Source organism: Ruegeria sp. HKCCD7221 (genome assembly GCF_013031225.1).
Taxonomy (GTDB): Bacteria; Pseudomonadota; Alphaproteobacteria; order Rhodobacterales; family Rhodobacteraceae; genus Ruegeria.
The window spans coordinates 158,540-173,449 of sequence record NZ_WPZE01000003.1; the positions used below are offsets into that span (position 1 = coordinate 158,540).

Annotated in this window: 14 protein-coding genes; 2 read left to right on the forward strand and 12 right to left on the reverse strand. The window is 58.3% G+C overall.

Features of this window, described 5'->3' with window-relative positions; all coding sequences use genetic code 11:
• Window positions 1–13: 13 nt before the first annotated feature.
• Window positions 14–604 (forward strand): HD domain-containing protein, encoded by a 591-nt coding sequence (locus GOX73_RS09855; protein WP_171126233.1) that lies wholly within the window; start codon window positions 14–16, stop codon window positions 602–604.
• Here GOX73_RS09855 and speB read toward each other — a convergent pair.
• The 10 genes from speB to GOX73_RS09905 all read right to left on the reverse strand — a co-directional run bounded on the left by speB (window position 601) and on the right by GOX73_RS09905 (window position 11,639).
• Window positions 601–1,443 (reverse strand): agmatinase, encoded by an 843-nt coding sequence (gene speB / locus GOX73_RS09860; protein ID WP_171126232.1) that lies wholly within the window; start codon window positions 1,441–1,443, stop codon window positions 601–603. The two genes, GOX73_RS09855 and speB, sit on opposite strands and share 4 nt — an antisense overlap.
• Window positions 1,440–2,609, reverse strand: coding sequence for a carboxynorspermidine decarboxylase (gene nspC, locus GOX73_RS09865; protein WP_171126231.1), 1,170 nt, complete (start codon window positions 2,607–2,609; stop codon window positions 1,440–1,442). Before nspC ends, speB begins: the two co-directional genes overlap by 4 nt.
• An 84-nt stretch (window positions 2,610–2,693) precedes the next feature.
• Window positions 2,694–3,905 carry a saccharopine dehydrogenase family protein gene (locus GOX73_RS09870; protein ID WP_171126230.1) on the reverse strand — a complete coding sequence of 404 codons (1,212 nt, stop codon included), beginning with the start codon at window positions 3,903–3,905 and terminating at the stop codon, window positions 2,694–2,696.
• Window positions 3,906–3,919: 14 nt separating this feature from the next.
• Window positions 3,920–5,809, reverse strand: coding sequence for a biosynthetic arginine decarboxylase (gene speA, locus GOX73_RS09875; RefSeq protein WP_171126229.1), 1,890 nt, complete (start codon window positions 5,807–5,809; stop codon window positions 3,920–3,922).
• Between the two features lie 101 nt (window positions 5,810–5,910).
• Window positions 5,911–6,993 (reverse strand): DUF1513 domain-containing protein, encoded by a 1,083-nt coding sequence (locus GOX73_RS09880; RefSeq protein WP_171126228.1) that lies wholly within the window; start codon window positions 6,991–6,993, stop codon window positions 5,911–5,913.
• A gap of 3 nt (window positions 6,994–6,996) precedes the next feature.
• Window positions 6,997–8,007, reverse strand: coding sequence for an imelysin family protein (locus GOX73_RS09885; RefSeq protein WP_171126227.1), 1,011 nt, complete (start codon window positions 8,005–8,007; stop codon window positions 6,997–6,999).
• Entirely contained in the window at window positions 8,007–9,521 is a 1,515-nt protein-coding gene (locus GOX73_RS09890) for a di-heme oxidoredictase family protein (protein ID WP_171126226.1), read from the reverse strand. Before GOX73_RS09890 ends, GOX73_RS09885 begins: the two co-directional genes overlap by 1 nt.
• Window positions 9,508–9,993, reverse strand: a complete 486-nt coding sequence (gene bfr / locus GOX73_RS09895) for a bacterioferritin (RefSeq protein ID WP_171126225.1) — start codon at window positions 9,991–9,993, stop codon at window positions 9,508–9,510. The genes GOX73_RS09890 and bfr overlap by 14 nt, the downstream gene beginning before the upstream one ends.
• Window positions 9,941–10,234 (reverse strand): bacterioferritin-associated ferredoxin, encoded by a 294-nt coding sequence (locus tag GOX73_RS09900; RefSeq protein ID WP_171126224.1) that lies wholly within the window; start codon window positions 10,232–10,234, stop codon window positions 9,941–9,943. Before GOX73_RS09900 ends, bfr begins: the two co-directional genes overlap by 53 nt.
• Before the next feature lie 133 nt (window positions 10,235–10,367).
• Window positions 10,368–11,639, reverse strand: coding sequence for an imelysin family protein (locus tag GOX73_RS09905; RefSeq protein ID WP_171126223.1), 1,272 nt, complete (start codon window positions 11,637–11,639; stop codon window positions 10,368–10,370).
• A 234-nt stretch (window positions 11,640–11,873) separates the two neighbouring features.
• On the opposite strand from GOX73_RS09905, the gene GOX73_RS09910 reads away from it, so the two are divergent.
• Window positions 11,874–12,419 (forward strand): DUF2796 domain-containing protein, encoded by a 546-nt coding sequence (locus GOX73_RS09910; RefSeq protein WP_171126222.1) that lies wholly within the window; start codon window positions 11,874–11,876, stop codon window positions 12,417–12,419.
• 8 nt (window positions 12,420–12,427) lie between these two features.
• Here GOX73_RS09910 and GOX73_RS09915 read toward each other — a convergent pair whose 3' ends face one another.
• Both GOX73_RS09915 and GOX73_RS09920 read right to left on the reverse strand, forming a co-directional pair.
• Window positions 12,428–13,669, reverse strand: a complete 1,242-nt coding sequence (locus GOX73_RS09915) for a membrane dipeptidase (protein WP_217351001.1) — start codon at window positions 13,667–13,669, stop codon at window positions 12,428–12,430.
• A 28-nt stretch (window positions 13,670–13,697) separates the two neighbouring features.
• The gene (locus GOX73_RS09920) at window positions 13,698–14,909 is read right to left on the reverse strand and encodes a carbohydrate porin (RefSeq protein WP_254429161.1); all 1,212 of its coding nucleotides are present in this window, start codon (window positions 14,907–14,909) and stop codon (window positions 13,698–13,700) included.
• Window position 14,910: the final 1 nt, after the last annotated feature.

Sequence of the window (14,910 nt, forward strand, 5' to 3'; positions counted from 1 at the left end):
AAAGGACCGCGCGATGCTGGACAAAAGCAACAAACCCACCTGGACCAGTTTCGAGGAGGCGACCAAAGCCGACTGGGATGCCGTCATCGAATATGAAGAGGCCTATAACGCCGCTCTGCCCGAGCGAATTCTGGATGCGATCCGCTCGCTGGACGAAGATTGGACGCCTTATCCGGTGAATCGCTACCAGCACAGTCTTCAGGCCGCGACCCGCGCCTATGAGGATGGCGCGGATGAGGAATTGGTCGTAGCGGCCTTGATCCATGACACTGGCGATATTCTGTCCCCCTACAATCATGGTGAGTTATCAGCCGCAATGATGAAGCCTTATGTCAGCGAAAAGACCTATTGGATTTTGAAACATCACTGTGTCTTTCAAGGGTATTACTACAATCATCATTGGGGCGGAGATCGTAATGCCCGCGACAAGTACCGCGACAGCCCGTACTGGGAGGACTGCCGCTATTTCTGCCACGAATACGATCAGAAGGCGTTTGACCCGGGCTATCCGACCAAACCGTTGGAGTTCTTTGAGCCTATGTTGCGCCGCGTCCTGAGCAAGGGTGAAGGGCACATGGAACTGAATGAAACGTCCGAGGGTTAACAGGCTGCCATCAGTCGATAGACGATTTGTGCCGCGGTAAAGTCCCACGCTGCATTGCCGTCGGGGGCCAGCTCGACCACGTCGAAGCCTACGCATTTGCGGCCCTTCAGGGCGTGTTCGACCAGGCGCAGGGCTTGGTAATATCCAAGCCCGCCCGGAACCGGGGTGCCGGTGGCGGGCATCAGCGATGGGTCCAAACCGTCCACGTCAAAGCTGACATAGACCAGTTCGGGAAAATCCTCGGGCAGGTCGACCGCGTGGATATTGCCGGTGACCAACTCCTCGGCATCCACGTGGAAGACGTGGTTTTTCAGACGGCTTTGGGCTTCTTCGGTGGAAAAGGCGCGGACGCCGAATTGGGCCAGTTTGACGCCTTGCTCGGCCAGCAGGTGCATAACCGACGCGTGAGAGTGTTTCTCGCCCTGATACGCGTTGCGCAAATCGGCGTGGGCGTCGATCTGCACGATCCCTATGGGTTGGTTAAGCGCCCGTGCCACGCCCATTACCGCGCCGTAACTGAGCGAATGCTCTCCGCCCAGCGTGACCGGCACCTTGCCTGCGCGAATGGCGGCCTCGGTGCGTTGGGCCAGCCGTTCCATCACCTCGGGCAGCGGGCCGTCGCAGTCCAGCGGGGGTTCGGTAAAGATCCCCTCGACGCAGGGTTCGGCATGGCCGGTAATGCGCTCCAACTCATTGCTGGCTTCGATGATGGCACCGGGGCCCTTGGCCGTGCCCGCGCCATAAGACACCGTGCGCTCCAGCGGCACGGGGATCACGCGGAACCGGGCGTCTTCGGTGCGCTCGGATGCGGTCAGTTCACTGTCGAGGAAAATGCTCATGAGAGTCGGTCCTTAAAGTCGTCATAGCCGAACTGCTTGATGATTTTCAGTTCGTCCGTTTCGCTGTTCCACAGGGCTATAGTCGGCAGGGGAACACCGTTGAACGTGTTGGTCTTGACCATCGAGTAATGCGCCTGATCGAGGAAGGCAAAACGCTGGCCGATCTCAAGCGGCCTGTCCCATGTGTAGTCACCGATCACATCGCCTGCCAGACAGGAAGGGCCGCCGAGGCGGTAGGTGTGGCCCGCCTCAGCCTCGTCCATCAGGGCGGGGCGATAGGGGGCCTCGATCACGTCGGGCATGTGGCAGGTGGCCGAGATATCGGTGATCGCAAGGGGCATTCCGTTGGTCGGCAGGTCGAGGACTTCTCCGACCAGAATACCGGCATCCAGCGCCACGGCCTCGCCGGGCTCGAGGTAGATGTCGATATTGTATTCGGTGCGGATGGCTTTGATGAAACCTACCAGCCCGTCGCGGTCGTAGTCGTCTCGGGTGATGTGATGGCCGCCGCCGAAGTTCAGCCATCTGAGCTGACCCATAAAGGGTTTGAGCTTATGTTCGATTGCCGCCCACGTGTGTTGCAGCGGTACGAACCCCTGTTCGCAGAGCGTGTGCATGTGCAGGCCATCAACCCCGTTCAAGGTTTCGGCGGTCAGTTGACTGACCGGTGTGCCAAGGCGCGAGCAGGGCGCGCAGGGGTCGTATTTGGGTATCTCGCCTTCGGAATGTTCTGGGTTGATGCGCAGGCCGACCTGAACTTTGGCGCTTTCGGCCTTGCTCAGAAACCGATCCTTTTGCGCTGGAGAGTTGAAGATGATGTGGTCCGACAGCGACAGGATCTCGTCGATATCCGCGTCCTTGTACCCGGCGCAGAAGGTTGCGACCTCGCCACCATATTCCTCGCGGCCCAGACGCGCTTCGTAGATGCCGCTGGCGCAGGTGCCACCAAGGTGCTGGCGCACCAGCGGGGCCAGAGAGAACATCGAAAACGCCTTGAGCGCGCTGAGAACATGCGCGCCTGACCGGGTGCCGATGTCTGAGAGGATGGTCAGGTTTCGTTCGACGGCTTTTTCGTCGACCACGAAGCAAGGGGTGGGGACGCGGTTAAGATCGAAATTACGGAAGGCACCGGCGTCGCCGGCTTGGGTGGTCATCATGTCAGACATATCGGGCGTCTCCGATTGTGGAGAGGCCGGGGGGCCAGCCCCCCGGACCCCCCGGGATATTTTTGGCCAGATGAAGTTCCGGATCTAGAACTCGACTGGGCCGTCGAGTTCGTGGACTTGCCACGGGAGGCCGTGATTGTTCAGCATGTCCATGAAGTCATCCGGGTCGAGTTGTTCCATGTTCCACACGCCGGGTTCGCGCCAGTTGCCTTTCAGCACTTGTGCCGCGCCGATCATGGCGGGGACGCCAGTGGTGTAGCTGACGGCCTGGGAGCCGACCTCAGCGTAGCATTCCTCATGGTCGCAGATGTTGTAGATGTAAAAGGTCTTCTCGCCCGAGCCATCCTTGGCCTGACCTGTGGCGATGTCGCCGATGCAGGCTTTGCCCTTGGTTTCCGCGCCCAGATCGCCGGGATCGGGCAGAAGGGTTTTCAGGAACTGGATAGGTATGATTTCCTTGCCGTCATGCATCACCGGGTCGATGCGGGTCATGCCGACATTTTCCAGTACCTTGGCGTGCATGATATAGGCGTCGCCGAAGGTCATCCAGAATCGGGCGCGCTCGATTTCGGGGAAGTGGGTGCTGAGTGACTCCAGTTCCTCGTGATACATCAGGTACATGTTTTTGGGGCCGATGGCGGGGAAGTCGAACTCGACCTTGTGGGTCATGGCGGGGGAGTGTTTCCATTCGCCACCTTCCCAGTGGCGGACCTCGGCCAGCACTTCGCGCAGGTTGATTTCGGGGTTGAAGTTGGTGGCGAATTCCTGATCGTTGCTGCCGCCATTGGCATCCAGAACGTCGATCTGGCGGATTGTCTCCAGCTTGTGTTTCTTCAGCCATTTGGCGAACATGGATGTCACGCCCGGATCAAAGCCCGAGCCGAGGATGGCGGTCAGGCCCGCCGCTTTGAACCGCTCCTGATAGGCCCATTGCCAGTGGTATTCGAACTTGGCCTCATCCTCGGGCTCGTAGTTCGCGGTATCGAGATAGTGGATTCCGGCCTCGAGGCACGCATCCATCAGCACCAGATCCTGATAGGGCAGGGCGAGGTTCACAAGGATTTCAGCACCGGTTTCCTTGATCAGTTTGACCGTATCTTCGACCTTGTAGGCGTCCAGTTCGGCGGTCTTGATATCCACGCCAACGCGATCCTTGACGGCCGCTGCGATGGCATCGCATTTCGATTTCGTGCGGCTGGCCAGCGTGATTTCGGTGAATATATCTGAATTCATCGCCATTTTGTGCACGGCTGCGTGGGATACGCCGCCGGCGCCGACAACCAGTGTTTTGCCCATGGTCTGTCTCCTTCTTATTCGTAATAGGTGTAGCCGTTGATCGAGTCGCGATAGGCGCTCATCAGGGTTTTGCGGTCCTTGGCTTGCAGAGTACCGGTCGAGATCGCCTCGTCCACCATTTTGCGGAAAGCGGCGACGCAGTCTTGCGGGTCGAATTCGACATAGGACAGGACCTGACTGATCGTGTCGCCCTCTTGTTCATGCAGCAGGTCGAAGCCGCCATCGGCGCGCAGGTCGATGGTGACGACGTTGGTGTCGCCAAAGAGGTTGTGCAGATCGCCCAGCGTTTCCTGATAGGCGCCGACGAAAAAGACGCCCATGAAGTATTCGCCCTCATCCGGGAGCGAATGCACCGGCAGGCTGGGTGAGACCCCGTCGGCCAGAATGAACTGGTCGATCTTGCCGTCGCTGTCGCAGGTGATGTCGGACAGGACAGCGCGCCGGTCGGGCGTTTTGTTCAGGCCCTGCAACGGCACGATCGGGTGTAGCTGGTCGATGGCCCAGACATCGGGCAGGGATTGGAACAGAGAGAAGTTGCAGTGGTAGATATCGGCGACTTTCTCAAGCTGGTCATCCACATCCGTGTCCAGATCATCGCTTGCGGCCAGCGCCTTGAGGCGGGCCATGAGCGACAGGTAGATTCGTTCAGCGCGCGCCATCTGGCGCAGGTCGACATAGCCGCGTCTGAACAGCGCGCGCAGTTCGTTGCGATAGAATGTGGCGTCGTTCCAGCATTCCTGTAGGCGGGTTTTGCTGAGGTATCCGTGAACGGCTGCAAGGTCAGCGACCATGTGATGATCGTCGGGTTCAACCTCGGGGCCGGTTGGGGCGTCGTAGAGCGTGCTTTCCAACACATTGAACACCAGCATCGAGGATGTAGCCACCACGGCCCGCCCGCTTTCGGTGACAAGCGTTGGGTGGGCGATCTCGGCCTCATCCATGGCATAAGCCACGGTTTCGACCACGTTGGCGCAGTATTCCTCGACCGTGTAGTTGATCGAGTTCTCGGCGGCTTTCTTCTCGCCCGTGTAATCCACGCCCATGCCGCCGCCGAGGTCCAGATGGGTCATCGGCACGCCTTCGCGCGTGAGTTCGGTGTAGTAGCGACACGCTTCGCCCACAGCACGGCGCACGTCGTTGACGTCCTGTACCTGACTGCCCAGATGCGAGTGTTGCAGTTTCAAGCAATGCAACAGCCCCGCGTCGCGCAGTTTGTCCACCGCTGCGACAAGTTGGTCAGTGTTCATGCCAAAGGCTGAGCGGTCGCCTGAGCTTTCTTCCCATTTGCCGCTGATCTGGTTGGTCAGCTTCACCCGCACGCCGATCAGCGGTTCGATGCCCAGCTCGTTACAGACCTTGATCACTGTGTCGGCCTCTTTCGGGCTTTCCAGAACGATCACGGTATTAAAGCCGATCTTGCGGCTGAGGATGGCCAGTTGGATGAACTCGGCATCTTTGACGCCATTGCAGACAATCAACGCCTCAGGCGCAAGGCGATGCGCCAGCGCCACAACCAGTTCGGGTTTTGATCCGGCCTCAAGCCCGTAATTGTACTTCTTACCGAACTCGACGATGCGGTCGACGACCTGCGCTTGCTGGTTCACCTTGATCGGAAAGACGCCGCGATAGGAGCCTTTGTAGCCCACGCGCGCAATGGCGTCGCGGAAGCTTTCGTTCAGATGCGCAATTTCATGTTCCAGATAAGAGGAAACCCGCAGCAGCATCGGGGCCTTGATCCCCCGATCATCCAGATCGGCCAGAATCCCGGGCAGGCTGATCGCGGCAGCGTCGGGCGCGAGCGGATTGCGCAGACCGATTTCACCCTGCTTCGTCACCTCGATCAGGTCTTTGCCCCATTTATCAACCCCGTAGATGGAATGCGGTGCGTCGGGCGTCTGTTTCAATCGAGTCAGTCCTTAACTCAGAGGGGAGCCGGTGTTTCGCCCGCCAATACGGTAGCTGTTTGATTCTTCCAAGTGTAATCTAAGGGGTGGATTTGCCCAAATTACGCCGGACGTCCCACGGGGATCAGCTGGTTGTCCCATTGGCAGTCCTGCAGGGCCGACGTTTTGACCGTCGCGCCCAGCGTTCCAACCGCGCCGGTGCCTGTGGTGTACACAAACCCGTCTCCGCCGGTGCCAAGTCCGCAGACGTCATCCAGTTCGAAAGCACCTATCAATTGACCGTCCTCGACACGAAATTGGTGCAAAGCGTTTCCGCGGGGACAGGTGATCGCGACCGATGCACCATCGCCGGAAAAAGCGATGCTGCCGGCATAGCCTTGCAACCTGCTTTGATACGCATTCGGGGCGGATAATAAGCGGATTTCGTCGCCCGGTCTGTGCAGGCCAAGCAGGGGCGGGTGTTCAATGGTTTGACCCTGCCATTGGGTCGCAAACCCAATCAGCCCGTCAGGCCGGACCGCCAGATGACGGATCGAGTTCTGGCGCAGCCCCGGCGGCAATTCGGCCTGTTCAAGCATGGAGCCGTCGAGGTCCAGATAGGTGAGGTTCGGCTGCATGACCGGCAGGTTCAGCTTGGTGCGGCCGGTGTCGGGGTGCGTTTCAATCCCTCCGTTGGCGATGACCAGTGTTTTCCCGTCCGCCATAAGGCGAATGTCATGGGGGCCGGTTCCCCCTGACGGAAACTCGCCCAACCGAGTATATTGTGCAGTCTCCCAGACACCGATCACGCCTTCTCCGGCTTCGTAGTCATTTTCTGTTGTGAATAGTCGGGTGCCATCCTGTGAAAATGCGCCGTGACCGTAGAAGTGTCTGCCGTCAGGCGCGTTTAACGCCGCGGTTTGCGCACCTGTTGTGCAGTCGATGATCACGGCAAAGGTCCCCGGTCGCCGCGCGAAGGCAACAGCCTGCGGGCGATGGGGGTGCGCGGCGGCGGCGTGGCCTCGGGCGGGCAATATCAGTGAGAACAGAATACTTCCATCCGCCATCAAACCGACCAAACGGTGTGATCCATCAGGAAACAGGGCGGCGGCCAGATAGTCGGGCGCACCGACGGCCGCCCATCCTTGGGTGGGGGCAAGGCTAGCCGCAGCCAGTCCTGCCAGAAATCGGCGGCGGCTGGTCATACCTTAATCCCCATCTAATGCGTTGAATCCGGCATTGATGCCCAATGTTGGGCCAAGGTCACTAGTGGCAACCGACCGGATGTCGTTGATCGACTGTTGCAGAGCTTCAACCCGCAATCGCCCCTGAGGTGTCGCGATGCCCGCAAGCCCCGGATCATCCAAACGCTGCGCGCGGTCGATGGCCTTTTCGAACGCTTTGGCCAGATCGGTGTCAATCTCGGGGTGATCAGCCGACAATCGCGCCGCAAGATCCCGCAATGCGATCAGGGACAGTTCGACATGGCGCAACGAGCGTTCAGATCGCCGCGCCTCGGCACGCTTGGGCCGGGGGCGGTCTAACGCTCCTAATAGCCGCCCGAGGCGGGTGTTGGCCGTGAATTCCAACCCCGTGACAAGCGCCTTGTACAGCTCTTGCACGGCTTCACTGTCCGAGCGGAATGCGCTTTGGCCTCCGGGTTTGGTGATTTGACTTGCGTATAACACCCAATCCGCATCAATCGCATTGGCGTTGTGATTGATGTCGACTGCGATTGCTTGAACAAGGGCGCATTGGTACGGCTCGTCTTCGGTTTCCATGAAGGCGGGGTCGTACAGCATCATCTCCAGCGCAAAGAGACCGCGCCCGGCGACTGACGTCTCAGCAAATCCTTCGGGCGTTTCGACGGCGGAATCCCGAACTGCGATCAGACCTGACAGCGCCTTGGGTGTGAACCCTTTGGTATCGGGCCAGAACGCCAGCGCAAATGCCCGGTTGTCGGTCTCGGAGGGACCGAACCGCAAATGACTTACTGTAATCCAGCGATCAAAAGCAGCATGATAAGCCGCTCGCAATTCGGGGGATGTGGCTGCGCAATCCCCTTGCGCCGCGCTGCTAAGTGCGCCGGTTGCCTTGGACAAACGCGCATAGCCGGGCAGGATGTGCCCTTCGACCACGTCCGTCAGGATCGGCCCCCGGTTCTGAGCTGTTGCGGGCAAAGGGGTCATCAGAGCGCAAGCGAGTAGAACGGCACGCACTACAGGCTCTCCAAAAACCGGATGAGGGCCGCACGGTCCGCCTTGGGCAGCGTGACAATCTTGTCGCGTGCCACCTGAGCTTCGCCGCCATGCCACAGGATAGCTTCCAGCAGCGATTGCGCGCGACCGTCGTGCAGGAACTGGGTATGCCCCGAAACCTGCTCCGTCAGGCCAATTCCCCACAACGGCGGTGTACGCCACTCGCGGCCTGTCGCGCGGGACTCGGGACGGTTGTCGGCAAGACCCTCGCCCATGTCGTGCAGTAACAGGTCGGTATAGGGCCAGATCAATTGGAAACTATGCTCGGGCCGGTCTTCCAGCCGGTGCGTGACGTGTGATGGCGTGTGGCACGCGGCGCACCCGCTGTCGTGAAACACGCGCTTGCCGCGCAAAACTTCGGCATCGTCCACGTCACGACGCTCTGGCACACCCAGATTGCGGCTGTAGAAAACGACCAGATCCATGCCCTGCTGGTCTATTTCAAACGTGCGATCGTCACCGTCTCCGTGCGGGGCGCTTACACACTCTGCCTGCAATTCAGTGCAGTCCCCATAAGCTGCCGGGTACAGGGGACTTGAAATTCCGATGTCCCCGGCAAAGGCCGCAGCGGATTGCTGCGCAATCGTCGGCATACCAGCCTTATGCCCAAAGCGGCCCATCATCGGCGCGCCATATTCGATCGACCAGATGATATTCGGTCGGCCAGAAATACCATCGCCATCTGCATCGTCGGCGTCAGCCTTGGCGAGCAAGTCATCGACGGGGATCGCCTCAAGCAGTCCCAACCCGATCATCTGCGGTGCGACACGCGGGCTGAGCATCGCATCGGGGTGCAGAGGGCCATAGCCCAGATCAGCGGCCTTATAAGTTGGTTTGCGCAAGACGACAGTTTCATCGCCCGAAAGCTTTATGGGCACGTCCTCGTAAGTGATGTCCAACCTGTATTCCGCCGGGTGACCGGGTAGGGACAGGTCCTGCATCTGTCCGCCGTAGTTCGGCTCGGGCTGTGTGGCGATGTAGTCTTTGATCTCCTGTATCGAATCCCCGCCGGGGATCGACACACGCAGAAACATCGAAATGGCGTTGTCATCCGGCCCATTCGGCGTGTGCCCCCGACCGTCCTTGAGGTGGCAGCGTTGACACGAGCGCGCGTTGTATAGCGGCCCCAACCCGTCCGAAGCCAGAGTGGATGACGGCGATGAGACCCAGATTTTCTTGAACAGCCCATTGCCGACTTTGAAGTCAAGTTCCTGGGCGAATTCCAGATTGCCGGACGGTTGGGAAAACGCATCCGCGTCGGTGCGCAGGCGCACGGTTGCTGCACCCGCAGGTAGTTCTTCAAACCGTTGTGGGGCGTCGAAATCCAACGGAGTAGCCGTGACAGCCGCAATCCGGGATTTTTCGTCTTCGGTTCTGGGGATGACGTTTAAGTGCAGGTCCTGTAATTCGGCCGACAGGGATGGGGTCGTCGCACAAACGGCCGCCACCGCAAACGAAAGTTTACTCGCCTTCATCCATTTTCGATGCGTTGAGGTGTGCATAATTGGCCTCGCCGATCCTTTCAAACAGATCAAGCTGCGTTTCAAGAAAATCAATATGCCCTTCTTCATCGGCCAGTAATCCTTCAAACAGAGACATGGTGACGTAGTCTCCGGCGCTCTGACAACATTCGCGCGCTTCCTTGTAGAGGGCCCTGGCGTCGATCTCTGCCGCCAGGTCGCATTCGAGTGTTTCCTTTGGGGTTTGCCCGATGCGTAAAGGGTCCAGTTTCTGAAGGTTTGGATGGCCGCCAAGAAAGATGATCCGCTCGACCAGCTTGTCCGCGTGCCCCATCTCTTCGATGCTTTCCTCGCGGCTTTTCTTGGCCATGTGACCAAGACCCCAGTCTTCCTGCAGACGATAGTGAAGCCAGTACTGGCTGACGGCCGTCAACTCATGCCGCAGAGACTTGTTTAGATATTCTATGACCTTTGGGTCGCCCTTCATTCGTATTCTCCTGTGATGCATCGGTGCGCAACGCACGAAGCTGCATGGGGACTTCCAGTTTGTCGCTGGACCGCATCGTGTCTAAGAAAAGCGGCATGCAACCGCCACAATCCGCAGACTTTCCAAGGGCATGGTAGATCTTTCCGGGCGTGATGACCGCGAAGGGATCAGCCGAGCGCATCCAGTCAATCGCTGTTTGGATGTCGTGATCCGTTATATTTGTGCAGTGGCATACGATCATAGCGACTCGGTGCTTGATATATTTCTTACTTAATTAGTAAGTTATTTGACCTTGGTCCAGAGTCAACTGGTGGGTCTGCGGGATCAGGAATGTCGGAGGCGTGGCAAAAGACGCGCCTCCGGCAATGCTTGAGTTACTGGAAAACAGCGTTTGGGTTGTCCAGACTGTCCGAGCCTTCAAACTCGATCTGGTCCAGTTCCAGAGCTGTGACGATCCGCTCGATCGTCTTCGTCTGATCGACCAGACCGTTAACGCCGCCCATGATCAGTTGTTCACCGCCTTCGTTGCCACGCTCCAGCATCTGGTCATAAGCAAACCCGGCCTCAGCCGTGGATTTCAAGCGCCCCAGCGCCTGCATTGTGTTCGCCAGCTTGATCTTCATCTCGGCGTCCAGTTCCGGATTGCTTGACGACACCAGATCAGACAGAGATGCACCGCTGACCGGGGTGCCGTCTATGCGGGTGTAGCTGCCCAGATAGACATTCTGGATACCAAGCCCGTCATAGTAATGGCTGTTGTGCGTGTTGTCAGAAAAGCAATCATGCTCTTCCTCGGGATCGTTCAGCATCAGGCCAAGGCGCATCCGCTCGCCCGCCTGTTCACCGTAAGACAGCGAACCCATTCCGGTCAGAATGGCGGACACACCGGCGGTTTCGTCCACGGCCAGAGCGGCCCGCGCTTCGCCGCCTTCTTTCCATTGATCGGCCATCCAAGCCAGATCGCTGACCAGCAGGTCGGTGGCTGCACTCAGGTACTGCGCGCGGCGGTCGCAATTGCCGCCTGTGCATGCATTGCCCTGCACGTAGTCCGTGAAAGGACGGTTTCCTGCGCCAGAACCGTGGCCGTTCAGGTCCTGACCCCATAGCAGGAATTCAATGGCGTGATAGCCGGTCGCGACATTGGCCTCGATCCCATCCGCTTCGTGCAGAGTATCACTTAGAAGGGCTGGGGTGATCTCGGTGGCGTCAATTGTTTCGCCTGAAAGGTCGAAGCTGGGATTGGCGATCACGTTCAGAGTTGCGAATTCGTTTTTGTCGCTCGAGCCACCATAGGAGGCATCGACATAGTCGATCAGCCCTTCGTCCAGCGGCCACGCGTTAACCTTGCCTTCCCAATCGTCGACAATGGCATTTCCAAAGCGATAAACTTCGGTCTGCTGATACGGCACGCGCGCTGCGATCCATGCAGCCCGGGCAGCGTTCAGTGTTGCATCTGACGGTTGTGCGATCAGCGCGTTCACGGCCGTCTGCAGGGACTTTGCCGCAATCAGGCTGTCTTCGTATTTCGCCTCGGCAATGTCGGCATAAGTGGTCAGGACATCGGATTTCGAATGAGTATCGCCCGCGGCAAACGCGGTTGCTGCGGTAAGGGTCAGGACGCTGGTGGCGGCAAATAACTTTATCATCGGGGTAGGGTCTTCCATTGCTGAGCCGGTATTTGGCGGGCATCACGACGCTTGCTAATTGGTAACTGAGTGAAATAGTCAACAATGTCAACCTGACTTTTATTGTCGGATACTTTCCTCGTCGAAGCCCGCGCACTCCCCATATTTGGTGGGGTCTTGGGGGCTCGTGTTGTGGTTGTACCGGGTGTAACACAGATTTATTTTTGAGGCGCAGAGCTCAGGTCGGGTGTTGCCGTGTTAAAGAAGTTTTTTGTTTTAGTTTTGGCCTTGATTACCGCAATCTCCGTGCCATCCACGCAGTCCAAAGCGTATGGGCAGGTCGGGTCAGGCCGCCTGAATATCGCAATTTCGGATGGGCAGATCACTTTGTCATTGTCTGCCCCCGGTTCGGAAATCATGGATCAATTGGGTGTCGAACAAGACAGCCAAACACGTGTGGCGATTGCAGTCTCGCGCCTGTCTGATCCGCTGGAATTGTTTCGCATGGCTGACAGTGCAAGGTGCTTTGCAACCTCGGCCAATGTCACACTGCCGGGAAAACGCTTCGGCGTGATTTCCGACAAGGGCGGAGAAAGAGATCAGGTCAAAAATTCTGAGTTTCACGCCGATTATGAGATCAGGTGTCAGAACATGGACGCGTTAAGGGAAATCGAGTTCCGGTATTTCGATCGTTTCCCAAGCGCCAAGACATTGGCGGTGAAAATCACCGAAGCCGAAGGAATCAGCACACAGCAGGTAACCCGCACAACGCCGGTTTTAAGCGTAGCCCCCGCGCGCTGACTTTCGGTTCAGCGAGAATGGAAATGATCCCGAAATTCCTGCCGCATGCGCAGGCGTTCGGGGTATTCCTGCAGGAACTGTTGCGGAGGTTTGCCTTCCCAAACCTGCGCATAGACCCGCATCTTGTTGCCGCCGTAAATCTTCGCCAAGTCCTCGTTGCTGTAACCGCGCGCCCATAGGTCGTCAGTGATTGCGGCCAAAATCTTGGCAAGCTCTCCGTTGCCGGTTGCGCCTTTATTGAAGGCGTCAATCATGTAACCACCGTCGTCATACATGCTGGCATTGGCCGTCGCGAATTGCACCACAAGTTCGAGTGAGAACATGTCGTCAGTGGCGATGCCCACGTGATCAACGCCCACCAGTTGCACGTAATAGTCAATCATGTCCGCAGCTTGCTGGGGTGAGATATCCTCGGGCCAGATGCCGTCCATCATCCATTCCGTAAATGTGGGCGAGACATAGCCGCCCGACTTGGCGGCACGCAGGGCTTCATCGTCGGGGATCGCGCGATAGCACCCGCGCGCGGTGGCTTCTGGCGCGTTTTTGTACAGCCCGGCAGGAACCGAGTGGGTATAGACATACGGGACGCCGGGATAGGTCTCGTCCATGTAATCCATAGCATCATTGGCGGTTTTTGACCCGGTATGGCTAAGGTCCAGTAAGATCCCAAACCGCACCATTTCGTCGATGACGGACTTGCCCCACGGCGTCAGGCCAATGTCACGCCCGTTATACGCCGCCAGTTGCCCCGAACCGGTTCTGAAAATGTCGTTATAGGCAAGGATCATGCTTTTGACCCCCATGTCCTTGAGTAGCGCCATTTTCGTCAGGTCGCCGTCCAGAACCGTGGCTGTCTGACTGTTCCAGATCACAGCCGTCTTACCTTGGGCATGGGCTGCTTCGATGTCGCGTGTTTCGTTCACGATCAGGTAGTTCTCTGGCTGCTGGGCCATCGCCGCCCGAAAGTGATAGTGCTGTTCAAGCAGCGCTTCAAAAGACATGCCCGCCGCCGCAAGCGTCATTTCGTGCCCGGTTATACCGTTGTCTCGGGCGCGTTCGAAATAGGTGTGAAGCTGGTCGTATTCCGTCCAACCTGTGCCATAGGGACTGGCCAGCATACCCAGAACAATCGTGTCCTGAACAAATTGCTTGGCCTCATCAGAGGCGTCCCAGGTTTTGCTTTCCTCGCTGGCAAGGATCGGGGTACCCAAAGACAGAGCCAAAATACCGGCGGCGATCAATTTGTTCATCAGGATACTCCTTTGGGATAGGCGGATGTCAGAAGACGATGCGCGTGCGAAGGCTGAACATTGCGATGCTGTCCTGATCGGGATTAAGCAGCGGGTTGGAAATGAATTGGGCAGACGGCGTGATCTGCAGCCCCGGCGCAATCGAGAACCGATAAAACGCTTCGAGCGTGATCTGATCCCCGTCCACGCCGCGCGCTTCGGCCCAGTTCAGGCCCAGACCGGCAAGGTCCGTGTTGCGCCCATAATACCCGATACCGGTCGAGACGGATCGGTCGTACAAAGCTGCCGTTCCCTTAGAGGCACCTGCGCGAAGGAACGGCATCCACGTGTTGCCAACGAACCACGCTGCGGAAAAGGCGGCACCGTAGTCTTCGGCGCGGCTGCCGTCTTCTGCGGCGTCTGCATGCCAAAGGGTCAGGTGGACATTGTCGAAGTAGATACGATCAAAGGCAGAGGTATAGCCCAGTTCTAACGACTTAAAGAGGTTGCCGTCGCTGAACACGTTGAAATTCGGGTCGGAAGGATCCGCGTTGGCGTCGGCGATGCTGGCCACCGCGTATAGGTTGTTGTTGAGTTTAAGCCCCCCGGCGATCCCCAGTCCCTGATTGGGGGTGTTGATCGTGGGGTTTGTGTTGAAGGCGAGGTTTTGAAAGCCGCTATAGGGGCTGACCAGCCCGTAGATATCGACGAAATCTGTCACGTCGATTTGCCCAACCTGCAAGGTCCATGCACCGTTCTGGGCGCGCTGGGTCCAGAACAGATTGGTCAGCAGAAGCCCGCTATCGTTGAATGCGGTGCCGGTGATCGACAGCGCCCCCCCGTCTAGTCCCAGAAACTGCGGCGCGACATCGGTATAGCTGCGGCGATCTTCGATCTTGAAGGTCAGCGAGCCAAGGTCGCTTGCTTGCCAGTTCCCATAGAACCGCGCGATACCTCCGGCGGCTTCGGCTTCGCCCAGATCAGCATTCGTTGTCTGTCCAAGTGCGAGATAGTCGATGTTGAACCGAAAGCCATTCTCGGCAAGGCGATCTTTCCACGCAAACCAGTTCGGCGCGATATTGCGGGGAAAGTCTGATCGGTATTGCGGGTCGGTCAACCCGTCACCGGGCTCAAGCTCTGCGCCGACAGATGATGGCCCGGACAAACCCTGCGCCAGAGCTGCAGTGCCGCAAGACATGAACGCCAGTGACGCGCCGAGCATTTTGATCGTCCCGAACCCCTCGGACCAGTGGATAGGCAAG